Source organism: Altererythrobacter epoxidivorans, assembly GCF_001281485.1.
Lineage (GTDB): Bacteria > Pseudomonadota > Alphaproteobacteria > Sphingomonadales > Sphingomonadaceae > Erythrobacter > Erythrobacter epoxidivorans.
Map to the genome: position 1 here is coordinate 1,125,154 of NZ_CP012669.1, position 22,825 is coordinate 1,147,978.

Annotated in this window: 23 protein-coding genes; 14 read left to right on the top strand and 9 right to left on the bottom strand. The window is 59.6% G+C overall.

The annotated features are described in order from the left end of the window. Nucleotides 1-72 precede the first annotated feature (72 nt). The 10 genes from AMC99_RS05720 to mazG all read left to right on the top strand — a co-directional run bounded on the left by AMC99_RS05720 (nucleotide 73) and on the right by mazG (nucleotide 9,003). Entirely contained in the window at nucleotides 73-1,098 is a 1,026-nt protein-coding gene (locus tag AMC99_RS05720) for a lytic murein transglycosylase (protein WP_061927770.1), read from the top strand. Next, complete coding sequence (locus tag AMC99_RS14285; protein WP_157058263.1) at nucleotides 1,082-2,098, top strand: SPOR domain-containing protein; 1,017 nt, start codon at nucleotides 1,082-1,084, stop codon at nucleotides 2,096-2,098. The genes AMC99_RS05720 and AMC99_RS14285 overlap by 17 nt, the downstream gene beginning before the upstream one ends. 78 nt (nucleotides 2,099-2,176) lie before the next feature. Then, entirely contained in the window at nucleotides 2,177-3,313 is a 1,137-nt protein-coding gene (locus AMC99_RS05730; RefSeq protein ID WP_061923970.1) for a D-alanyl-D-alanine carboxypeptidase family protein, read from the top strand. After that, entirely contained in the window at nucleotides 3,310-3,945 is a 636-nt protein-coding gene (gene tmk / locus AMC99_RS05735; protein ID WP_157058264.1) for a dTMP kinase, read from the top strand. Before AMC99_RS05730 ends, tmk begins: the two co-directional genes overlap by 4 nt. Next, nucleotides 3,942-4,898: a hypothetical protein gene (locus AMC99_RS05740; RefSeq protein ID WP_061923976.1), complete on the top strand. Its 957-nt coding sequence runs from the start codon at nucleotides 3,942-3,944 to the stop codon at nucleotides 4,896-4,898. The genes tmk and AMC99_RS05740 overlap by 4 nt, the downstream gene beginning before the upstream one ends. Then, nucleotides 4,891-6,459 (top strand): methionine--tRNA ligase, encoded by a 1,569-nt coding sequence (metG, locus tag AMC99_RS05745; RefSeq protein ID WP_061923979.1) that lies wholly within the window; start codon nucleotides 4,891-4,893, stop codon nucleotides 6,457-6,459. Before AMC99_RS05740 ends, metG begins: the two co-directional genes overlap by 8 nt. After that, nucleotides 6,459-7,235, top strand: a complete 777-nt coding sequence (locus AMC99_RS05750; protein ID WP_061923982.1) for a TatD family hydrolase — start codon at nucleotides 6,459-6,461, stop codon at nucleotides 7,233-7,235. Before metG ends, AMC99_RS05750 begins: the two co-directional genes overlap by 1 nt. After that, nucleotides 7,232-7,999 (top strand): MBL fold metallo-hydrolase, encoded by a 768-nt coding sequence (locus AMC99_RS05755; RefSeq protein WP_061923985.1) that lies wholly within the window; start codon nucleotides 7,232-7,234, stop codon nucleotides 7,997-7,999. The genes AMC99_RS05750 and AMC99_RS05755 overlap by 4 nt, the downstream gene beginning before the upstream one ends. Beyond that, the gene (locus AMC99_RS14115) at nucleotides 7,996-8,169 is read left to right on the top strand and encodes a hypothetical protein (protein WP_198143580.1); all 174 of its coding nucleotides are present in this window, start codon (nucleotides 7,996-7,998) and stop codon (nucleotides 8,167-8,169) included. The genes AMC99_RS05755 and AMC99_RS14115 overlap by 4 nt, the downstream gene beginning before the upstream one ends. 75 nt (nucleotides 8,170-8,244) lie before the next feature. Further along, nucleotides 8,245-9,003 (top strand): nucleoside triphosphate pyrophosphohydrolase, encoded by a 759-nt coding sequence (mazG, locus tag AMC99_RS05760; RefSeq protein WP_061923989.1) that lies wholly within the window; start codon nucleotides 8,245-8,247, stop codon nucleotides 9,001-9,003. 16 nt (nucleotides 9,004-9,019) lie between these two features. Here the strand turns inward: mazG and hflX are convergent, their stop codons facing one another. The 7 genes from hflX to dusB all read right to left on the bottom strand — a co-directional run bounded on the left by hflX (nucleotide 9,020) and on the right by dusB (nucleotide 18,215). Continuing rightward, on the bottom strand, nucleotides 9,020-10,318 hold the full coding sequence (gene hflX / locus AMC99_RS05765; RefSeq protein WP_061923991.1) for a GTPase HflX: 1,299 nt from the start codon (nucleotides 10,316-10,318) through the stop codon (nucleotides 9,020-9,022). 17 nt (nucleotides 10,319-10,335) lie between these two features. Then, on the bottom strand, nucleotides 10,336-10,878 hold the full coding sequence (gene hfq, locus AMC99_RS05770; RefSeq protein ID WP_061923994.1) for an RNA chaperone Hfq: 543 nt from the start codon (nucleotides 10,876-10,878) through the stop codon (nucleotides 10,336-10,338). Between the two features lie 142 nt (nucleotides 10,879-11,020). Further along, nucleotides 11,021-12,421 carry a nitrogen assimilation response regulator NtrX gene (ntrX, locus tag AMC99_RS05775; protein WP_061923997.1) on the bottom strand — a complete coding sequence of 467 codons (1,401 nt, stop codon included), beginning with the start codon at nucleotides 12,419-12,421 and terminating at the stop codon, nucleotides 11,021-11,023. Nucleotides 12,422-12,446: 25 nt separating this feature from the next. Next, on the bottom strand, nucleotides 12,447-14,660 hold the full coding sequence (locus AMC99_RS05780; RefSeq protein WP_061923999.1) for a sensor histidine kinase: 2,214 nt from the start codon (nucleotides 14,658-14,660) through the stop codon (nucleotides 12,447-12,449). Between the two features lie 59 nt (nucleotides 14,661-14,719). Continuing rightward, nucleotides 14,720-16,132, bottom strand: coding sequence for a sigma-54-dependent transcriptional regulator (locus AMC99_RS05785; protein WP_061924002.1), 1,413 nt, complete (start codon nucleotides 16,130-16,132; stop codon nucleotides 14,720-14,722). Continuing rightward, complete coding sequence (locus AMC99_RS05790) at nucleotides 16,129-17,202, bottom strand: two-component system sensor histidine kinase NtrB (RefSeq protein WP_061924005.1); 1,074 nt, start codon at nucleotides 17,200-17,202, stop codon at nucleotides 16,129-16,131. The genes AMC99_RS05785 and AMC99_RS05790 overlap by 4 nt, the downstream gene beginning before the upstream one ends. After that, the gene (gene dusB, locus AMC99_RS05795; protein ID WP_061924008.1) at nucleotides 17,199-18,215 is read right to left on the bottom strand and encodes a tRNA dihydrouridine synthase DusB; all 1,017 of its coding nucleotides are present in this window, start codon (nucleotides 18,213-18,215) and stop codon (nucleotides 17,199-17,201) included. The genes AMC99_RS05790 and dusB overlap by 4 nt, the downstream gene beginning before the upstream one ends. A gap of 80 nt (nucleotides 18,216-18,295) precedes the next feature. Between dusB and AMC99_RS05800 the strand changes: the two genes are divergently transcribed. Beyond that, the gene (locus tag AMC99_RS05800) at nucleotides 18,296-19,444 is read left to right on the top strand and encodes a bifunctional 2-C-methyl-D-erythritol 4-phosphate cytidylyltransferase/2-C-methyl-D-erythritol 2,4-cyclodiphosphate synthase (RefSeq protein WP_061924010.1); all 1,149 of its coding nucleotides are present in this window, start codon (nucleotides 18,296-18,298) and stop codon (nucleotides 19,442-19,444) included. Nucleotides 19,445-19,458: 14 nt separating this feature from the next. Continuing rightward, nucleotides 19,459-19,962 carry a CinA family protein gene (locus AMC99_RS05805; RefSeq protein WP_083440102.1) on the top strand — a complete coding sequence of 168 codons (504 nt, stop codon included), beginning with the start codon at nucleotides 19,459-19,461 and terminating at the stop codon, nucleotides 19,960-19,962. On the opposite strand, the gene AMC99_RS05810 is transcribed toward AMC99_RS05805, so the two are convergent. Both AMC99_RS05810 and lipA read right to left on the bottom strand, forming a co-directional pair. Then, nucleotides 19,923-20,384, bottom strand: coding sequence for a type II toxin-antitoxin system RatA family toxin (locus tag AMC99_RS05810; RefSeq protein ID WP_061924015.1), 462 nt, complete (start codon nucleotides 20,382-20,384; stop codon nucleotides 19,923-19,925). The genes AMC99_RS05805 and AMC99_RS05810 overlap by 40 nt on opposite strands. Then, nucleotides 20,384-21,340 (bottom strand): lipoyl synthase, encoded by a 957-nt coding sequence (gene lipA / locus AMC99_RS05815; protein ID WP_061924018.1) that lies wholly within the window; start codon nucleotides 21,338-21,340, stop codon nucleotides 20,384-20,386. The genes AMC99_RS05810 and lipA overlap by 1 nt, the downstream gene beginning before the upstream one ends. A gap of 59 nt (nucleotides 21,341-21,399) precedes the next feature. On the opposite strand from lipA, the gene AMC99_RS05820 reads away from it, so the two are divergent. Next, nucleotides 21,400-22,053 (top strand): carbonic anhydrase, encoded by a 654-nt coding sequence (locus tag AMC99_RS05820; RefSeq protein ID WP_061924021.1) that lies wholly within the window; start codon nucleotides 21,400-21,402, stop codon nucleotides 22,051-22,053. 55 nt (nucleotides 22,054-22,108) lie between these two features. Further along, a complete protein-coding gene (locus AMC99_RS05825) occupies nucleotides 22,109-22,816 on the top strand; it encodes an NYN domain-containing protein (RefSeq protein WP_061924025.1) in 708 nt (235 codons plus the stop codon). Nucleotides 22,817-22,825: the final 9 nt, after the last annotated feature.

A 22,825-nucleotide genomic window follows, 5' to 3' on the forward strand; every position in this document is an offset into this window, starting at 1 on the left:
TTTTCGCGGCGTTCGTCGAAAATTCTCATTCAGTCATTGGCGTTTAAGGTCGAAAATGACACAATCGCGAACATGGTCATAAAGCGCCTTTTCCTCGCCGCCGCTCTGCTCTGTTCGACAACCGCATCGGTGCCTTCGATCGCGCAAAGTCCCGACATTTCGTTCGACGCATATCTTCAGTTGCTGATCGCACGGGCGCGGGCCGAAGGTGTCAGTGAGGCAACTATCCGGCGAATGACCTACGACCTGACGCCGAACGAGCGCGTCATCAGGCTCGACCAGTCGCAGCCGGGCACGCCTACTCGCAGCGGCTATCCTGCGCTTGCACCTTACATTGCCACCCATGTCGACCAGGCGCGCATCAACGGTGGGCGAAATGTCTTCGCGGCGAACCGGTCCACGTTGCGCGCGATGGAGAACGAGTACGGAGTGCCTGGCGAAATCGTCGTCGCGATTTTCGGGCATGAAACGGCCTATGGCCAGGTGACCGGTAATTTCGATCTCGCCCGTTCGCTCGCGACCCTTGCATGGGAAGGGCGCCGCCGGGAATTGTTCGCGGGCGAATTCGTGGACCTGCTCAAGGTTGCCGATAAGGGTTACCCGCGTTCCACCTTGCAGGGCAGTTGGGCTGGCGCTTTCGGCAATCCGCAATTCCTGCCGAGCGTTTACCTTAGACTGGCGAAGGATGGCGATGGTGATGGCCGCGCCGATATCTTCAACAATCGCGCCGATACATTCGCTTCGATTGCAAACTACTTCCAGGATGCGGGCTGGCGCAAAGGTCAGCCTTGGGGCGTGCGCGCGTTTGTGCCGGCGGGCTTCGATGTCGACCGCTACAAGACCAAGCTGAATGCACCGGTATGCTCGCGCGTCCATGAACGCCACAGCCAGTGGAAGACGGTAAAGGAGTGGCGCAATCTGGGTGTCAGGGCCCAAAAACCATTGGCCGACGACGTCATGGTTTCGCTGTTCCAGCCCGACGGCCCAAACATGCCTGCCTGGCTCTTAACCTCAAATTATAGGGTTATCCTCGAGTATAACTGCTCCAACTACTACGCTATGAGTGTGGGGCTTTTGGCAGATGAGATTGCCCAATGAGAGTTTTCGGCTCAGCTTGACGCTGGGATTGCTGGTAACCGTCGCGGCATGCGGCGGCATCAGCAGTGCGTCGCGTCCGGATACCGCCAATGCGCAGGCAAATGACCTGGCCAGCGTTTCCACCAACGGACCGGAAGCTGACTATCCAGTCGTAATCGGCGATGCTTACAAGATCGACGGCATTGAGTACGTTCCGGCCGATGTGTGGAACTATGACGAAGTCGGCTACGCCACGTTCAACCCAGATCAGGGCGTAACGGCGTCGCACAAGACTTTGCCCTTACCCAGCTATGTGGAAGTCACATCGCTTGAGAACGGCAAGACGATCGTCGTGCGTGTCGAACGCCGCGGCCCGATGACGAACGAGCGCTTGATCGGCCTGTCTGCAGGTGCGCAGGCGCTTCTCTCGGCAACGGAAGGAACAGCCATAAGGGTACGCCGGATCAATCCTCCAGAGGTTGAGCGTGCGGCCTTGAGAAGCGGCCAGGCTGCGCCGGATCGCCTCGATACACCGATGTCGCTGGTTGAAATCCTTAAAAGGAAACTGCCGGCTGCCGGTTCCGCTTCACTCGCAAAAGCTGAACCTGTCGCGCCCACTAATGAGAACGGCGACAGCTTCGATGCAGCAATGGCCGATCTCGCGGTCGCTACGGAAAAGCAGGAACAGCTGATCGCTGTTCAGGATGTGCTGCCAACTCCGGATGCGTCGGAGCAGAAGAGTCCGACGGTCACGACAGTTGCCCAAACTGCTCCTGAACCAAAGAAATCATCGGCGGAACCGAAGAGGTCCACTGGCGATTTCGTGATCCAGGCCGCCGCTTTCTCGAGCAAGGCCAACGCAGATCGAGCGGCAAAAACAATCAGCGGTTTCGTTGAATCGTCAGGCAAACTCTTCAGGGTTCGCACCGGGCCTTACGAGACTCGTGGACAGGCTGATGCAGCGCTCGCCAAGGTGCGGGCAGCCGGTTATAGCGACGCCAGAGTTATCAAAGCTGGATAAACGCCGGTCCTGCCGGCGGCGGGACTGATCAGTTTGCAATATGTGTTGAAAATCGGCGGTGGCCTAGCGTTGCTCGCAATGGCCGGCAGTGCGTCAATCGCCGTCGAAAGTGGTCCCTCAATCGAACGCGTCGCAAGTGTCGACGAAGTAACTGATGCAGCGCCGATCGCTTTATTGGTCGATATGCGATCGGGGCAGGTTCTCTATTCGAAGGAAGCCGACCGCCGCTTCGTTCCTGCTTCGATAACCAAGGTGATGAGCGCATTCGTGGCTTTCGAAATGATCGAAAGCGGCGAACTGGACGAGCGTCAGGTATTCACCTTCTCCAAAGAAGCGGCAAAGGTCTGGAAGCGCAAGGGTTCTACTATGTTCCTGACCGAAGGGGAGCAGGTGCCGGTCTATGCGCTTCTCCAAGGGATAACCTCGGTGTCAGCCAATGATGCCTGCGTTGTCCTTGCGGAAGGTGCGGCAGGATCGCTCGACGCCTGGGCCGATCGGATGAACAAGGCCGCGGCCGACCTTGGGATGTCGAATAGCCATTTCAACACGCCCAACGGTTATATGGACGATGGCAAGACCTTCACGACGGCCAGTGATCTGTCGAAGCTCGCACGTGCCCTGATTTCGCGCCATCCGGACAAATACGCCCGCTATTTCGGTAAGGAAGGTCTGAATTACAAAGGGATTGCACAGGCGAACCACGATCCGATTACAGGCAAGGTAGAAGGGGCCGATGGCCTCAAGACCGGGTTCACCAACGAAGCTGGATACGGGTTTCTGGGCAGTGCCGAGCGTAACGGCACCCGGCTGATCATGGTCGTTGCCGGTGTTGATCGCGGGCGCGAACGGGGGCAGGCCGCGCGCGATCTGATCGAATGGGGATTCGCCGCATTCGACCGCAAGCTACTGTTTTCGCGCGGACTGAAAGTCGCCGATGCCGAAGTCCAAGCCGGGTCTGCGCGCTCGGTCGGCCTGGTTGCGGCAGAGCCGATCAAGCTTGCCGTGCCAAAAGGGACCACCCCCGCAGTCTCCATCCGCATTTCTTACGAAGGCCCTCTTCGCGCACCGATCAGGCAAGGTGACAAGGTTGCCTCGCTCGTCATGGATGTCGATGGGATGCCGCAATCGCGCATAGCTTTGGTCGCGCAGGACGATGTTGCAGAAGCAGGCCCGCTTGACCGTGTATGGAACGGGCTTGCAGGATGGTTCTCGTGAAGCGCGGAAAATTCATAGCATTCGAAGGCGGGGAGGGGGCAGGAAAGTCCACACAGGCCCGGCTGCTTGCCGATGCCCTAAATGCGCGTGGCATTTCGGTCGATTGCACTCGCGAACCTGGCGGAACGCCCGGTGCGGAAGCCATCCGTGATCTGCTGCTGCAACCTCCGGGTGAGGGGTGGGGCGCAGAAGCCGAGGCGCTGCTTTTCGCTGCGGCGAGGGCGGATCACGTCGCGCGCCGGATCGAACCAGCCCTTGCCGAGGGAAAATGGGTCATCAGCGACCGTTTCGTGGATTCCAGTCGTGCCTATCAGGGTGGTGCGGGCTCACTTGGCGATGAGGCTATCGTCGAACTCCACAAGATTGGTAGCGGCGGGATGCGCCCGGATCTCACTATCCTGATCGAAGTTGGAGAGGATGCGGTCGCACAGCGCCTTTCCGCTAGGGATGGCAATAATACCGACGCCATCGGCGGTCGGGATCTCGAATATCACAGAGCGGTGTGGACAGCTTTCCGCAAATTTGCGGATGACGATCGCGACGGGTTCGTGATTATCGACGGCAATGGGACGCCCGAAGAAGTCCATCAAAGGGTCCTCGATGCTGTCGAAGCGAGGTTGGGACTGTTATGATCGATTGGCCCAATCATCTCGAGGCTTGGCGGAGCTGGCGCGACGCCATGCAGGGTGATCGCATGCATCACGCCTGGCTGCTTGCGGGAAAGTCCGGTCTCGGCAAGCACGAGTTTGCAGAAGCTGCAGCACGCGAATTGCTGGGCAGGGCGCCGGGCATGGACCACCATCCCGACATTCACTCCATCACCTACGGGCCGAAGGACGAAAAAGAGGACAAGAAGCGCGCTGAAGGCAAGGATTACGAACGTGCCCGGAGCATCCGCATCGGCCAGATCCGCGAGATGCAGCACCGTCTGACGACGCGGCCGACGTTGGGCGACAAAAGGGTCGTCATCATCAACCCTGCCGACGACATGGAGCGCAATGCCTCTAACGCGCTGCTCAAGAGCCTCGAGGAGCCCCCCGCTGGAACTTACTTCCTGCTGGTGACGCATCGCCCGGCGCGGTTGTTGCCAACCATCCGCTCACGATGCCGCGTCTTGCGGTTTCCGACGCTGGCGGACGAACAGATCGCCCTGCTGCTCGATCAGCAGGCGCCGATGACCATGCCGGACCTGCGCGAAGCGGCGCTGGCTGCAGCTGGCGGCTCGCTTGGCAATGCGCTGACCTTCATCGAGCAGGAGCTGGGCGAGATTTCGTCGCTCATGCACCGCATACTCGATCAGGGCGATCCGCATTTCGAATTGCGTGGCCAGCTGTCCCGCGCCATCGGGCCGCGCCCCGACAGGGCCCGATTGACCGCGATCCTTGATCTCGCGCTATCGATCCTGGGTGAGCAGATCCACCTGACTTCCGGCGTTCACCAACAGGCGATCGTCGATGCGCACGAAGAGTTCGTGAGGCTCTCGGGCCAGGCGCCGACGTTCAATTTCGACGCAGGATTGCTTTCGATAGAGATTGGCACCTTGCTTGCGCGTGTCGCTGAGGCTAGCGAGCCCGCCAATGCGTGAACCATTCTACATTACCACAGCGATCAATTACCCCAACGGGCGGCCCCACATCGGCCATGCCTATGAAGGGATTGCGACCGATGTCATGGCGCGGTTTCAGCGCCTCATGGGGCGTGATGTACGCTTCATCACCGGGACCGACGAACACGGCCTGAAGATGGACCAGACAGCCCGCAAGGCTGGCCGTGCCACGATCGATCTGGCGGATGAAATGTCGGGCTATTTCCGTGAGATGGCTGATGTTCTCAATCTTTCGTATGACGACTTCGTGCGCACGACGGAGCCACGCCATCATGCAGCCAGCCTGGAATTATGGCGGCGGATGAAGGAAGCCGGCGACCTCTATCTCGATCGATATGAGGGCTGGTATTCTGTCCGCGACGAGGCGTTTTACGACGAAAGCGAGCTGGTCGAAGGTGAAGGCGGGGAAAAGCTTTCGCCGCAAGGCACACCTGTCGAATGGACGGCCGAGGAAACCTGGTTCTTCCGCCTCTCCAACTATCAGGACAAGCTGCTCGCGCTCTATCGCGACAATCCGGACTTCATCCGGCCCGAAAGCCGCCGCAACGAAGTTCTCCGCTTCGTCGAGGGCGGCCTGAAGGATCTGAGCGTTTCGCGGACCAGTTTCGACTGGGGCGTGCCAGTGCCGGACAGCGATGGGCATGTGATGTACGTCTGGGTCGATGCCCTGACGACCTACATGACCGGCGTCGGCTTCCCCGATGCGGATGGCGAACTGTTTCAGCGTTACTGGCCAGCCAATATCCATATGATCGGCAAGGACATCGTCAGGTTCCACACGGTCTATTGGCCTGCATTCCTAATGAGCGCGAACCTTCCCCTGCCGCAGCAGGTTTTCGGACACGGCTTCCTTCTGGCCCGCGGCGGCGAAAAAATGAGCAAGAGCGCTGGCAACGTCGTCGATCCGATGGCGCTCGCAGAGCAGTTCGAGGTCGAGAACCTTCGCTACTTCTTCATGCGCGAAATCGCATTCGGGCAGGACGGCAGCTATTCGCCTGATGCCATCGTCAATCGGGCAAATGCGGAACTGGCCAATAGCTTCGGCAACCTTGCCCAGCGTACCTTGTCAATGATCGCGAAGAACATGGACGGCAAGCTCGAAGCCTTTGAACAAAGCGAAGAAGACAAGGCCCTTCTGGCCACTGTTCGCACAGCCTGCTCAAACGGCCTGCCCGACCATTTCGAACGGCTCGCATTCTCACTCGGCATCGAGGAGTGGATTAGGGCAGTCTATGCCTGCAACCAGTATGTCGACGAACAGGCTCCCTGGACCTTGCGCAAAACCGACCCGGAGCGAATGAAGGCGGTCCTCCAGACGCTTTTCCTGGCCTTGCGCGATCTTGCCATCGCGATCAGCCCGGTCGTGCCAGAAAAGGCGGGGGCATTGCTCGACCAGCTCGGCATCGCCGCTGAAGCTCGTGATTTCGCTGCACTCGCATCCGATGGCTGGTTCGATGACCTCGTCGCTTCGGGCTTCACTGTCGACAAGCCGACCCCGATATTCCCGCGTCTCGAGATGCCAGAGGAAATGGAATCCTGATGTTGATCGATAGCCACTGTCACCTCGAATATGAGGGGTTGGTGGACGACCGGCAGGGGGTGCTTGACCGGGCACGCGAGGCTGGGGTGCGTGGTTTCCTCAATATCTCGACCCGCCAGAGCGAGTGGGAACAGGTTGTTGGGACCGCCAATCGGGAAAGCGATGTCTGGGCCAGTGTCGGCATCCACCCGCACGAGGCCGATGCCCATGAAGATCTCGGCCGCGATGTCCTCATCAAGGCAACGGAAAATGCGCGGGTCATCGGCATCGGCGAAACCGGGCTCGATTATTACTACGACAATTCGGCGCGCGACACTCAACGAGACCTGTTTCGGATGCACATCGATGTCGCTCGCGAAACCGGGTTGCCGCTCATCATCCATACGCGTGATGCAGAAGATGATACGCTCTCGATCCTGACGGAAGAGAAGGGCAAGGGTGATTTCCCGGCGCTGATCCACTGTTTCACCGCCTCGGCCGAGTTTGGGCGAGCCGTGCTGGATCTTGGTCTATCGATTTCGATATCGGGGATTGTCACCTTCAAGAATGCGAAGGACTTGCAGGATGTTGCCCGGCAAGTTCCTGCCGATCGCCTGCTGGTAGAAACTGACAGTCCATTTCTGGCTCCGGTCCCGCACAGGGGGCGCAAGTGCGAACCGGCATTCGTGGCTGACACCGCGCGTTTCATCGCCGAATTGCGCGAAGAGCCGCTGGAGGTTTTGGCAGAAACGACCTCTCGAAACTTCTTCAACCTGTTCCGGAAGGCTGCGGCTTGAAATTGATCATGCTCGGTTCCGGCACCTCCACGGGCGTGCCAAGGATCGGAAACGATTGGGGCGCCTGCGATCCGGATGAGCCGCGCAATCGCCGTAGCCGCGTCTCCATCATGGTCGAGAACAACGACGGCAACCGTCTCTTGGTCGACACATCGACCGATCTTAGGCGTCAATTGCTCGATAACGCGATCGACCGCATTGATGGTGTGTTCTGGACGCATGATCATGCCGACCATTGCCACGGTATCGATGATCTTCGTGTATTGCGGTACGGTCGTGGAGGACCGATTCCAGGATTTGCTTCGAAAGATACCGTGCACCGACTGCGCCAACGTTTCGGCTATGTCTTTGCCGGGCAGCATGGCTATCCCACAATTGTTTCGCTCGACACCCTGGACAGGTTGCGGATGTTTTCGGGATTTTCGGTCGAATGGTGCCAGATGCCGCATGGCCCCACGGAAACAACCGGGTTCCGGTTTGAGTGCGATGGAAAGTCGATCGCCTATCTAACTGATTATAGCGAGATAACAAACGACATGGTCGACCTGGTCGAGGATGTCGATCTTCTGGTGAGCGATTGCTTGCGGCGCGATCCGCATCCGACGCATGCGCACCTGGGAATGGCCATGGAACTCGCCGAGAGAGCCAACGCCGGCAGGCTGGTCCTTAGCCATCTCGACAAGAGCATGGATTACCGGACCCTGGAGGATGAAACTCCGGATAATGTCATAGTGGGCTATGACCAGCTGGAGATCGTGTTGTGAACGAAGGCAATGCTGTTTCGCTGATTGCGCTTATCGGTTGGCTCATTTTGGCTGGCGGCGCGTTTGCATCGTACAAGCTCAACTGGAAGACATCGCTAAAGCAGGCGCTCACATGGATTGCGATATTCGGAGCAGTGTTTGTGCTGTTTACCTTGGTCAGGGGCCAATAGGGGTTTTGCCACAGTCGCCGCGCTTTGTTTAATTTAACATAATATATATTATCATCCTAACCTAGCTTTCGATATATGACCAGCCAGATCGACCGCCTCCTCCACATCATGCGCACCCTTCGTCACCCCACAGAAGGCTGTGAATGGGATCTGGCGCAAACATTCCAGACGATCGTTCCGCACACGATCGAAGAAGCCTATGAAGTCGCCGACGCTGTCGAACGTAACGATCTCGAAGATCTACGTAGCGAGCTCGGCGACCTGCTTTTCCAGGTCGTCTTTCAATCTCGCATCGCCGAGGAAGCAGGACACTTCAATTTCGAGGACGTTGCCCGCGCAATGTCTGACAAGCTCGAAGCAAGGCATCCGCATATCTTCGGCGACGAAGAATTGCCCGGCGGGATGCGCGAGGAACGCTGGGAGGCCCTGAAAGCCAAGGAACGTGCCGCTGAAGGCTCGCAAAGCGCAATCGACGGTGTGGCGACAGCACTTCCAGCCCTCATCCGCGCGCAGAAACTGCAAAAGCGCGCAGCGCGGGTTGGCTTCGACTGGCCCGATATCGAGGGCCCCAGGGCAAAGGTTTTCGAGGAAATTGAGGAACTTGAATCGGCTACTTCGCAAACCCACCGTGAGGAAGAAGCCGGCGATCTGCTATTCGCAATCGTCAATTATTTGCGCGCCCATGATATAGCTGCAGAGGATGCGCTCCGGGCGGCAAATTCGAAGTTCGAAAGGCGATTTCGTGGGATGGAAGAGCTTGCCCAAGGCACATTCGAACAACTCGACCTTGATGCCCAAGAGGCACTTTGGCAGCAAGTCAAAAGCCGGGAATAACGCTTAGAATACAGCGTTATAGGCTTTGATATTGCCCCAATTCCTTCGGATTCAGGCGAACCCTGACGCGATGCTCGGGGCCAGTGTCCCCTTCCCTTTGCTCGTCCGACAGCACGTCTCCATGCGCGTAGAGCCAAGCCAGTCGCCTTCCGTCGCTAGCCGGTACGACAAACTCGCATTCACGGGCCTGCCCAGTCAGCATCGTCCCCACCTGCTCGAACAGGGCATCGATTCCTTCCCCGGTCAGCGCCGATATGATCGCGACGTCGTCAATGTTTTCGGCAGCCGTGCGCAGTTCGTCCGCAGCCTCGGGCTCGAGCAGATCGACCTTGTTCCAGACCTCCAGGATGGGAATATTGCTCGACCCGTCATCGGGATCGATCACTCCGAGATCAGCGAGCACTGAAAGCACTTGTTTCTTCTGTGCCTGATTACCGGCATTGGCCATGTCTCGAACGTGCAAGATCACGTCGGCCGCAGTTACTTCTTCCAACGTCGCCCTGAAGGCCGCAACGAGCTGGGTAGGAAGATCCGAAATGAAGCCAACCGTATCCGACAGGATCGCCTTCTCGACGCCCGGCAGGCTGATCGCCCGCATGGTCGGGTCCAGCGTCGCAAACAGCAGGTCTTCGGCCATAACCTCGGCGCCTGTCACGCGATTGAACAGCGTCGATTTCCCGGCGTTGGTGTATCCGACGAGCGCGATCACGGGCCACGGGGCGCGTTCACGTCTTTCGCGATGAAGGCTACGTGTCTTGCGAACCTGCTCCAGTTCACGGCGCAAACGCCCCATCCGCTGGCGGATCATGCGGCGATCGGCCTCGATCTGGGTTTCGCCAGGTCCGCCAAGGAAGCCAAAGCCGCCGCGCTGGCGCTCGAGGTGCGTCCAGCTCCGCACCAGGCGACTTTGCTGATAGTCGAGATGCGCGAGTTCGACCTGGAGCCGCCCTTCGGCGGTCGCGGCGCGCTCGCCGAATATCTCGAGGATCAGACCGGTCCGGTCGATGACCTTGCGCTTCAGCTTGTCTTCCAGATTGCGCTGCTGGATCGGTGAAAGCGCGCCATCGACGATAACGAGTTCTGCCTCGTTCTGTTCGCAAGCGGCAGCAATGTTGTCGACCTGGCCCGAACCGAACAGCGTATTGGGTCTGACGTCCCTGACGGGGATGATCTGTGCATCGGCAATGACCACGCCGATTGCGAGCGCAAGGCCGCACGCTTCCTCAAGCCGTTCCTTCGCATCGAGATCGTATTTCTGCGACCTGATGTCCGGACACAGGACAAGGGCCCGCGCACCGCGGGTAACCTCGCCCATCAAGTCGTCATCGAAACTCAGTCTTCGTCACCTTCCCAATCGTCGGTCAGGTCGACCGGCGATGCAGGCTGGATCGTCGAAACTGCGTGCTTGTAGGCAAGCTGTACGAACCCGTCGCGCTCCAGCAACATGCAGAAGAGGTCGTATGCTGCGATCCGCCCCTGGAGCATCACGCCGTTCACGAGGAACATCGTGACCTGGACGTTCACTTCGCTGACGCGCGATAGGAAAACATCCTGCAACAGGCGCTGCTTCTTGTTCCCCGCCTGGCTGGCGAACTGTTCGGCATCGATCGGCTGACCGGGCATGATGGTCGATATCGCATGCTTGTAAACAAGCTGCGATTGGCCATCGCGGCGCAAAAGGATCGAGAAGTTGTCGAACCACGTGACAATGCCCTGCAGTTTGACGCCCTTCACCAGGAACATCGTTACAGGAACCTTGTTCTTGCGCAGCAAATTAAGAAACGCGTCCTGGAGATTGGCCTGCCTGCTATCTTTCGAAGAGACTGGATCGGGCTCGGAACGCGGTCGGGCAGAAAGGGTTCGCCCATTGGTCATAGTTATTCTCCTGTTTTTGGCGGCCGCTTTTGCAGTCCGCAATCTGGTGGGGGCGCGCAAAGCACTCCCACCGACTTTCCGACTTAATATTGCCGAATAAAGATCGTCTCGCAATCCTCGAATTCAAGCCGTCAAATAGAGGTCAATCCTCGTCTTTGTCCTGCCCATCCTTGCGTTCGGTCATGCCGAGCAGCTTGAGCTTGCGGTGCAAGGCCGATCGTTCCATCCCGATGAAGGTCGCGGTTTTCGAGATATTTCCGGAAAAACGGCGGATCTGGACGGTCAGGTATTCGCGTTCGAAGCTTTCCCTCGCTTCCCGCAGGGGTGCGCCCATCATCGCTGTCAGGCCCGAGCCTGAATCCGCAGTCTCGCCGCCCGTAATTTCCGCCGGAAGCATGTCCGGTTCCACGGTTTCGAGCCGGTCGCGGGGGGCAAGGATGATCGTGCGCTCCACGACATTGCGCAGTTCGCGGACGTTACCAGGCCAATCATAAGCCTGGAGCGCGGCTGTCGCCTCATCGCTCACTTCGGGCGGGGGGAACCCCTGCTCGGTGGCGTAACGCGTGAAGAAATGTTCGGCCAGCGCCGGAATGTCATCCCGTCGTTCTGCCAGGGAGGGGATTGTCACCGGCACGACGTTGAGGCGATAGAAGAGATCTTCGCGAAAGCGCCCCTCCTCCATCTCGACCGTCAGATCGCGTGAAGTCGATGATACGACGCGGACATCGACGCCGATCTGGCGACTGCCGCCTACGCGGACGAAACTCTGATCGGTCAGTACGCGCAGGATGCGGGCCTGTGTCGACAGCGGCATGTCCGCAACCTCGTCGAGGTAAAGCGTGCCTCCATCGGCAAGTTCGAGCATGCCCTGGCGCACGAGCTTCCCATCGGCCTCCTCGCCGAACAGTTCCTGTTCGAAACGTTCGGGTGTGATGCGAGCGGAATTGACGATCACGAATGCGTTATCGGCCCGCGGGCTCCAGCTGTGTAGCAGCCGGGCTGCTACTTCCTTGCCCGCGCCTGCCGGACCCGATATGAGCACGCGGCTGCCGGTGTTTGCGACCCGCTTCAGTGTTGCGCGCACCGTGTTGATGGCGGTCGAATTGCCGGTGAATTCTTCGCCGCGTGCGACGGAATCGCGTTCGCGCAGCTGCGAGTTCTCACGGCGCAACCGTTCGGTTTCGGTCGCTCTTTCTACCAGCAGGAGAAGGCGTTCGGCTTCGAATGGCTTCTCGATGAAATCCATCGCGCCCCGACCGACCGCAGAAACGGCCGTATCGATATTGCCATGGCCCGAAAAGATGATCACCGGGAGCGCGGGTTCACGCTGCTTGATCGCGTCGAGTACTTCGAGCCCGTCCATCTCGCTCCCGTGCAGCCAGACGTCGAGCAGAACGAGGCTCGGCCTACGCTCGTCGATGGCAGCAAGGGCATCGCTGCTGTTGGCAGCGGTTCGGCAGCTGTATCCCTCGTCGCTCAATACTCCAGCCACGAGATCGCGGATATCGCGTTCGTCATCTACGATCAGGATGTCGAGTGCCATTACGGCAAGTTCCTCCGGTCAATAATCATTCGGCGGCCTCTTCGGTCCGCTCCAGGGGGTCGCGAGCAAAGCGCAGGACGACGCGTGTGCCGCCATCTTCACTGCTCGAAAAAACCATGTCGCCGCCATGCTCGTCGACGATCTTGTTGACGATGGCGAGGCCGAGCCCGGTGCCCTTCTCGCGCGTCGTCATGTAGGGTTCCATGATCCGGTCGCGTTCTTGCGGAAGTCCGATCCCGTTATCATCAACCGTCACGCAGAACATTTCGTCGTCCGACGCCAGCGTCACACGAATACGGCCGCGGAAATCGAGATCCGATGCTGCCGCCTTCGCCTCGACCGCTTCGACCGCATTTTTCAGGACATTGGTCATCGCCTGGCCGAGTTGGTGACGGTCGCAGCTAATCTGGCCTGCTTCGACGTCTTTCGTCGAAAGGTCGAAATTGATCTGCGGGTGAGCTACTTCCTGAAGGAACAGCGACTGCCGCACCAGATCGACGGCATCTTCCTGTCGGAAATGGGGTTTCGGCAGCCTGGCGAATGACGAAAATTCATCAACCATCTTCCTCAGGTCACCGACTTGTCGGACAATCGTATTGGTCAATTCGTCGAACAGATCGCCATCGCTTTCGATCTGTTTGCGATAGCGGCGTTTCAGCCGTTCGGTTGCAAGCTGGATTGGCGTCAGCGGGTTCTTGATCTCGTGCGCGATGCGGCGCGCCACGTCCGACCATGCGGCTTGCCGCTGATCCAGCAGCTGCCTCGTAATGTCTTCGAAGGTTATGACATAACCATCTGTTTCCGGGGCAATCTTTACCGCAAGGGTCAAATGCTCACCATTGTTTTGGTGCGATACGACGCCACTGGCCAGCCCAGCTTCGACCATCTGATCGATCTGGTTCGACAGATCGGATAGGCGCAGGCCGAGGAGCGGCCTGTCGGCATCTTCCATTAGGAGTTCCTGCGCCGTGCCGTTCATCAGCAAGACGTTGCCTTCGCCATCGGTCGAGATAACCCCGGCGGTTACCGATTCCAGCACCGCTTCCATGAATGCGCGGCGATCGTCCAACTGGCGGTTCGCACTCACAAGCGCATCGGTCTGTTTTTCTAGCTGTGCGGTCATGCGATTGAACGCACGGTTGAGCATCCCGATTTCATCCGCACCGGTCCTGCCCGCGACACGAAGCGCGAAATTGCCTGCCCCGACCTTTCGCGCGGCCCCGACCAGCTCGGTCAGAGGCTCGACCTGCCGGTCTGCAAATCGCAGCGCAAACCAGACAGCAAGTCCGACCAGCAGCAGGCTGATCACCAACAGCGCGAGGTTGAACCGCAATTGCAGCGCCCTCGCCCGCTTTGTCAGGACATCATAGGAAGCGACGACCGATTTGGCACGCTCCCAATAGTTGAAGGAAGCCGCCTCTGCCGTTCGGGCGTTATAGAGGAAGATCCCGCCCTGCTCGTCGATCGGGGCAAGCGCGGCAATGCGTTCGGGGCTTCCCTCGACAACCACGAGTTCGCCTTCGTTCAGCCGGGCAATGGATTTCGATGCGAAGTCGAGCGGGCGATTGCCCGCAACCAGATCGAAGATTGCCGCCGTTCGGAGCGTATCGTCGGGCATCCGCTGGAGAATAGCGCTCTCCGTGACGTCGCGGGCCTGCGCCTGATACTTGTAGAAGTCGGCAAAGCCATCGTCGGCAAGAGAGCCGCGCTCGAAATAGAAACGAAGGTCGCCTGCCATGGCGATCGTCTCGTTCCCGACCTCGAGCTGGTTCTGCTCGTAATAACCCTGCGCCAGTTCATTGGCGTTCTGCATCAACCCGCGGGAATCGCTCGAGAACCAGAAATTCACCCCGGACTGGAAAAGGAAGGCGGCAAACCCTGCAACGAGCAAGGTCGGGACGGCAGCGATCAGCGAGAAAAAGAAGACGAGCCTGACATGTAGTCGCGCAGTGCTCACCGCAGCGCGCCTGAGAGCCAGCCTCCGGCCGACGAGAACGAGCAATGTCATCGCCGGTATCAGTGTCGCGATCAGTAGAACCGACACCTGGATCGACGGGAGCAATTGGCCGTCCGCCGGTGCACTGGTAAATGCGAACCAGGTGGTCCAGATCGCGGCAAGCAAAGCTATAGCCGACAGGATTTCCAGCCAGAGAAAGACGTTCGCACGCCGCGAGGCTACAAGAAACCGCCTCCACCAACGCGGGGAGCGCTTGGCCTTGATGATCTGCGCCTCACTCATCGTTGCACGCTTACAACGGCGGTGTTGCAATCATGCAAGTGAAAAGTGTGGCTTTTGCGTCAAAGCGAGCGCGCGAAGCGGTCGGGTTCGATCGAGAGTTCCGCAAGGCGTTTTCGCAAAGTGTTTCGATTGATGCCAAGGAGCTTCGCGGCGCGCACCTGATTGCCGCCCGTCTGGCCTAGCGCAAATTCCAGCAGCGGCTTCTCGAAAGCCGCCAATGCCCCCTGATATACAGCCCCGGAAACGGGTTGGTTCTGGTCGAGCCAGTCCTTCAAGGCGAGTTCGAAACCCTGCGCACCTTGCGGCTGCTCTAAGGCGGCTTCCAGCCCGATTGTCTCGATGACGGTCGAGGCATCGACCATCTCCTTTCGTGCCATCAGAGCGAGACGGAAAATTACATTGCGAAGTTCGCGCACGTTGCCGCGCCATTCGCGCCGTTCCAGTTCCGCGATGGCGTCGGGACTGATCTGCCTTCTGGGCAGGCCTTCTTCAGCTGCGAGAACGAGGAAATGCTGGGCGAGGACGCCGATGTCTTCGCGCCGCTCGCGCAATGGCGGAAGTTCGATGGGCACTACGTTGAGCCGGTAGTAGAGGTCTTCGCGGAACGTTCCGCTTGCGATCATGGGCACCAGATTGCGATTGGTCGCAGCGATAATCCGCACATTGACGGCGATCTCCTGCCTGCCGCCGACCCGCCGGATCCGTCCCGACTGGAGCGCGCGGAGGAGCCGTGTCTGCGCTTCGGCAGGCATATCGCCAATCTCGTCAAGGAACAGCGTACCCCCATTCGCTTGCTCGAACTTGCCGATCGCCTGACTGACAGCGCCGGTGAACGCACCTTTCTCATGCCCGAAAAGTTCGCTTTCGATCAGTTCGCGGGGAATTGCCGCAGTGTTGACAGCCACGAATGGTCCCGATTTGCGCGAACCAAGGTTGTGAATCGCCTCGGCAACCAGCTCCTTGCCGGTTCCGCTTTCACCGGTGACGAGGACAGTCAGGTCGTTCCGCAAAACCCGCGTAATCATGCGGTAAACGCCTTGCATCGCCGGGCTGCGCCCAACGAGCGGCATGCCATCGCCCTCGAACTCCGGAGCGGCCTCGCGATCCTCGCGCTGCCCGACTGCATGCCCCACTGCCCGCACCAGTTCGTCGAGGTCGAACGGCTTCGGGAAATACTCGAACGCGTGGCTGTCGCTCGCTCTAACCGCCGTATCGAGCGTATTTTGCGCAGAAAGGATGATGACGGGCATGTCGTGACCCGCAGCACGCATCTGGTCCAGCGCCGAGATGCCGTCTCCATCGGCCAACATCACGTCTGTCAGCATGGCTGCGTAATCATTTGCGGCGAGAAATTCGTCCCGTTTTTCGATGCTGTCACATCGGTGGACGGTATATCCGTCGTCCTCCAGCGCGGCGGTGATGACCGTCGCAATGGATGTATCGTCCTCCACCAGCAGAACCCGTTCGGTCATTGGCTACGCCCTTCCTTGGCCAGCGGCAGGTGGATGCGAAAATGCGTCAGGCCTTCCCTCATGTCCCTCTCGTGTCCGATCCTACCCGCCATGTCCCTCACCAACTTGCGAACCAGAGCGAGGCCAAGGCCCTGCCCCGATTTCTTCGACGTGACGAAGGGTTCGAAGATGTGATTGCGAATTTCGGCCGGAATTCCGGGCCCGTTATCCGTGATCGTGATCTCAACGGGAAGCTTTACCGATCGCCCCAGGCTGACCGCGCTGAACACCAGTCCGCTGACAAACCGCGTACGTACGGTCACCATCGGATTTTCCATCCCCGATACCGCATCGCGTGCATTCGAGATGAGGTTGATCAGGACCTGTTCGAGCGCATCCCTGCTGGCGAGGACCGGCGGAATTGAAGGATCGAACTCCTCGGTAATCTCCACCTCGTCTCCTGCCGCCCGGACCGTCGCAATGGCAGAGCGGATCGCTTCGTGCAGGTTGCAGGCTTCGACCGGTTCCTGTGTGGTACGGCCCAGTTCCTGCATGCGGTCTATCAGGCGTGCGATGCGATCGACTTCGCCAGTGATCATCCGTGCGAGAGCACGATCCTGCGGCTGCAGCTTGCGCTCGACCAACTGCCCCGCCCCGCGGATCGCCGATAGGGGATTCTTGATTTCGTGAGCCAAGATTGAAGGCGCGCCGATTTCGCTGTCGCGCGCTTCTTCGCGACCGTCATCGCTCCTCCCTGCGTCCGAAAAGGTCAGGACCCGCCAGCCCGGGTTGGCCGAGAGGGGCGAAACGGTCACGTTGACGCGGAACTCCTGCCCTGCGACCAGCAAGCCTACATCGCGGGCAAGTATCGACGCGTCAGGATCATCGAGGCGGTTGAGCACGCGGTCGTCGAGCAACTGGACTGTTTCGGTCAATTGCCGCCCGGCGAGGCGTTTCGAACTCTGGCCGAGCAGGTTTTCGGCCGCGTGGTTGCTTTCGACAATGCGAAGATCGGGATCGATGAGCAGAACGGCGAAGATCATTCCGCCGATCTGGCTCGCCGCGCTAGGCTTCTCGCCCGCCGCCGTCACGCTGCTTCGCGCTCCAGGAAGGGCGCATAAAACCGCTCTATCTCGCCAAGCACTTCGTTCGGATCGTCGATGAAGTTGGCCTTGTTGCGAAACTCGGCAGAGCCATGGAGGCCCTTGGTGTACCAACCAAGATGCTTGCGTGCGATCTTGGTCCCGACGTTCTGGCCATATAGCTCGAGCATTGCACTGTAATGCTCTGTAAGAACGGCATATTGCTGTGAAAGAGGCGGATCCGATAGAACCTCCCCCGTTTTCAACCAGTGCATTACCTGTCCGAGCAACCAGGGCCGACCATAGGCGCCCCGGCCGATCATGACGCCATCGGCGCCCGATTGTTCGAGAGCCTTGGCAGCGTCTTGGATGCCGCAAATATCTCCGTTGACGATCACCGGGATGGATACGGCGTCCTTCACCTTGCGAATGAAAGCCCAGTCGGCGCTGCCCTTGTACATCTGGTTCCGGGTCCGGCCGTGGACCGTGATCATTTTCACGCCCAGATCCTCTGCGATGCGCGCGAGTTCGGGCGCGTTGAGGCTGGCGTGGTCCCAACCCATCCGCATCTTCACGGTGACGGGTACATCGACTGCCTTGACCGTCGCTTCCATCAGCTTCGTCGCCAATGGAACTTCGCGCATAAGCGCACTGCCGGCCATCTGCCCGACGACCTTGCGGACCGGACAACCGAAATTGATGTCGATGATCGCCGCACCATTGCCTTCCTGCAGCTTAGCCGCTTCGCCCATGCTTTCGGGATCGCATCCGACGAGTTGCATCGAAACAGGTTCCTCGATTGGATCCCATGCCGCTTTCTGGATCGACTGGCGCGTGTCGCGAATGGCCGCCTCGCTTGCGATCATTTCGGTCACGTTGAGCCCGGAACCGAAGCGGCGCACCAGCCGGCGGAACGGCAGGTCAGTAACGCCCGTCATCGGCGCAAGGACGACCGGCGTCTCGATCCTGACAGGACCGATATCGATGGGCGTAACAGCCGGGGGAGAGGGAATTTCGTTCATGTGCGGAGGGTGTGCCTAAATTTTGGGCAGCGCATAGTGGATTGCGCATTTTCCGTCCAGTCCCTAAGCGCGAGCGCGCTATGGCCGGTCGTGCCCCCCTTCCCCGCTTTTCGGCAATCGTCGTCGCTGCCGGCAAAGGCTTGCGAGCTGGCGGCGAACTGCCCAAGCAGTTCCGCGTATGGCGCGGCAAGCCGCTGCTCCGTCATTCGGTCGAGGCATTGCTGGAACACGGTGCCGAACGCGTCGTTGTCGCCATCCCGCAGGACGGAGAGAGCGCGACACAAGAGGCGCTGAAAGGGATCGAAGCGTTCGAAATGGTCGTTGGCGGCGAGACGCGCCAGCAATCGGTAAGGAACGCGCTGGAAGCTCTTGCTCAAGCCGATTGCGACAGGGTCCTGATCCATGACGCCGCTCGCCCCGACCTGCCCTATGCCGTTACATCGTCACTCATGCTCGAGCTTGCGAAGGCCGATGGCGCGATACCGGTCCTGCCGGTGGTGGACAGCATTGCCGTTGCCGATGGAAACACGATGTCGGGCAAGGCCGATCGCGACGTGCTGCGCCGGGTCCAGACACCGCAGGCGTTCCGCTTCGAAGCCATACTTGCAGCGCACCGTGCATGGCAGGGCGAAAGTGATGCGGGCGACGATGCTCAGGTCCTGATGGCTAACGACGGCTCGGTCCATCTCGTGCTCGGTGACGAGCGATTGAAGAAGATCACATTCGCGGAGGATTTTGCGAACATGGTGCCGGATTTCCGTGTCGGACAGGGTTTCGACGTCCATCGCCTTGTCACCGGGGAAGAGCTCTGGCTCTGCGGCCTCAAGATCGAACATGACAAAGGGCTTGCAGGTCATTCCGACGCCGACGTCGCACTGCATGCCGTTGTCGACGCGCTGCTGGGCGCCATCGGTGATGGCGACATCGGCACGCATTTCCCGCCAAGCGATCCGCAGTGGAAAGGGGCCCCTTCCCCCCGCTTCCTCGAGCATGCCGTCCATCTGGTTTCCGAAGCGGGATTTGCGATCGGGAATGTCGATCTGACCCTGATCTGCGAAGAGCCGAAGATTGGCCCGCACCGGGACGCCATGCGGGCGAAACTTGCCGAGCTTCTGCGTGTTGATGCAGGACGGGTCAGCGTAAAAGCGACCACGACCGAAAAGCTCGGATTTACTGGCCGCGGCGAAGGTATTGCCGCACAAGCAATCGTGAGCCTCTACGGATCGTAAGGCTGGAGATGAATATGAACCAGGGACATTTGCTGCCGGCCGAGATTTCCGATCTCGCAGAAAAGGTGATCGAGGCCAATAAGGCCGCGGGACGCACGGTCGTCCTCGCAGAGAGTTGCACGGGCGGCCTAGTGGCGGGTGCGCTGACCGAGGTCCCGGGCTCGTCGGCGGTGCTCGACCGCAGCTATGTTACCTATTCGAATGAAGCGAAGATGGAGATGCTCGGCGTCTCCAGCGAGATTATCGAGACATTCGGTGCGGTCTCAATCGCCTGCGTCTGGGCGATGGCACAGGGCGCGCTCGAGCGCAGCAATGCCGATGTCGCTATCGCGGTGAGCGGGGTTGCCGGCCCTGACGGCGGAACGAAATTGAAGCCGGTCGGCACGGTGGTGTTTGCACGTGCCTATCGCAACAGCGACAATGAGCCCGAGGGCGAGCTGAAGCATTTCGACGGCGAGAACCGCGCCGACATCAGGCGTCAGGCAACAGTCTGCGCGCTGGAATTGCTGCTGCCGTAAAGAACCGCGGCGCGCGCTTCGAACGCGTCGACCATCTTGCGGAAAGCGCGGTCGAAATACTGGCCGGCCATCGCCTCGAACACCCGGTTCTTGAACGTGAAATCCACGCAGAAATCGACTTCGCAACTGGTCGGGCCAAGTGCCCGGAATTCCCACTTGTTGTCGAGATCGCGCAGCGGCCCATCGACGTAGTGGACGTCGATCAGTCCCGGCCTGCTCTTGTGCACCTTGGAGGTGAACTTCTCGCGCAGGGATTTGAAGCCGACCACCATGTCCGCGATCATTTCGGTCTCGGTATCCGAGCGGATGCGGGTGGCGACGACCCAGGGGAGGAATTCGGGATAGCGCGCAACATCCGCCACAAGGTCGAACATCTGTTCCGCGCTGTACGGCAATGCATGGACTTCGTGGATACCCGGCATCAGGCGTTTTCGGCTGCTGCTTGCTTTGCCAGTTTCTCCGCGCGGGCGGCGCGCATTTGCGCGAAATCGTCGCCTGCGTGATAGCTTGAGCGCGTCAGCGGGCTCGAAGCGACCTGCAGGAAGCCCTTGGCACGCGCAATCGAACCATATGCCGCAAACGCCTTGGGAGTTACGAACTCCTCGACATTCGCATGCTTTGGCGTTGGCTGGAGGTACTGCCCCATCGTGATGAAGTCGATCTGCGCGCTGCGCATGTCGTCCATCACCTGGTGCACTTCCAGACGCTGTTCGCCCAGCCCCAGCATGATGCCGGACTTGGTGAAGATCAGCGGATTGTGGTTCTTCACTTCTTCTAGCAGGCGAAGCGAGGCGTAGTAGCGCGCGCCCGGCCGGATGGTCGGATAAAGCCGCGGCACGGTCTCCAGATTGTGGTTGAAGACATCCGGACCTGCCTCACAAATTTCCTCGATTGATTCACGCATTCGCCCTTTGAAATCGGGCGTGAGGATTTCGATCGTGGTGTTTGGCGTTTCGCGGCGCAGCGCGTTGATCACCTTCACGAATTGGCCGGCACCGCGATCGGGCAGGTCATCTCGGTCGACGCTGGTGATGACGATATGCTCGAGCCCCATCGCTGCAGCGGCGACTGCGGTATGTTCGGGTTCGAGCGGATCAACCGGCATCGGCATACCGGTCTTGATATTGCAAAACCGGCAAGCCCGCGTGCACGTATCGCCAAGGATCATCACCGTCGCGTGCTTCTTCGTCCAGCATTCGCCGATGTTCGGGCAGGCGGCTTCTTCGCAAACGGTGTGCAGGTTGAGGTCGCGCATCAGTTTGCGCGTCTCATTATAACCCTGGCTGACAGGCGCCTTCACCCGGATCCAGTCAGGCTTGCGCTGGCGGGCCGGACGCGGCTGTTCGCCTTCGGGAGAAACCTTGGTCACTTCGTTCATGGCGCCGATCTAGTCGCGGGACTTGCCAGAAGCAATGGTTCAAGCCATGGCGCATACCTATGATTAATGACTCGACCCCCGCTCTCGACTCCCTGATCAAAGGTTATCGCCGTTTTCGTGAAACCGGATGGGCCCCCTACCGCGCCCGCTGGGCGGAACTGAAGGAAGGTCAATCGCCGCAGGTGATGATTATTTCCTGTTCCGACAGCCGGGTCGATCCTTCGCAGATCTTCGACGTCGACCCGGGCGAGATTTTCGTCGTCCGTAATGTCGCCGCCCTTGTCCCGCCCTATGAGACGACGCCCGGCCAGCACGGTGTGTCAGCCGCGCTCGAATTTGCGGTCCAGGTGCTGAAGGTAAAGGAAGTCGTCGTGATGGGTCACGGCATGTGCGGCGGCTGCCAGGCTGCCCTGACGCAGGCGATGGACGGGGCCGATTTCGGCGAAGGCCGGTTCGTACAACAATGGATTTCGCTGCTGGACGAAGCGCGCAAGCCGATCGCGGCGAAGCATGGCACCCATTCGCGCGAGGCCGAGCTCGAAATGGAGAAGGAAGCGGTCAAGGTCAGTCTCGCCAACCTGCGAACCTTCCCGTTCGTGTCGGACAAGCTGAAGAATGGCCAGCTCAAGCTGCGCGGTGCGCATTTCGCGATTTCGGACGGCATCCTCAATGTTCTCGACGAGGGCGAGGATCGCTTCCGCGCGATCGTCTGACGCCTTGCCCGACACTGCGCTTGCCTGACAGGCGCGCCACTGCGATAGGGCGTGAATGTCTGAAATCGGCGCAAAAAACATCGCTCTCCTGATCGACGCGGACAATGTCGATCCGCGCGGGATCAACGCTGTCCTCACCGTTCTTGCTGAACTCGGACAGGTCAACATTCGCCGCGCATACGGCAACTGGGCGAAGGATGCGCTGAAGCGCTGGGGCGACATCACCAATCGTTACGGCATTCGCCCACACCAGCAATTCGACCTGACCCGCGGCAAGAACGCGACCGACATGGCGATGTCGATTGATGCCATCGACCTGCTCTACCAGGGCAAGGTGGACGGTTTCGGCATCATGAGTTCGGACAGCGATTTTACGCCGCTGGTGACTCGCCTGCGCCAGGATGGGCTTCCGGTATATTGCTTCGGCGATGCCAAGACGCCCGAGGCGCTCCGCACCGCCTGCACCCGCTTCATCGATATCGCCAAGCTCATGAAGGGCGACGAAAAGGGACCGGCGGGCAAGGAAGACACCGGGATAGACGATGAACTCATCGATCTGCTCGGGGGTGCATGGAAAGCGTCGAGCCGCGATGATGACGGCTTTGCCAAGCTTCAGGAAGTCGGGCAGATCGCCGGCAACCGGTCGAGCTTCGATGTGCGTAATTACGGCTTCAAGCGCCTTTCGGAGCTGGTAGCTGCCATCGATCGCTTCGAATTGAAGCGCGGACCGGACAACCAGATGTACGTCAGGCGGCTTCGTTAGAGCGCAAAA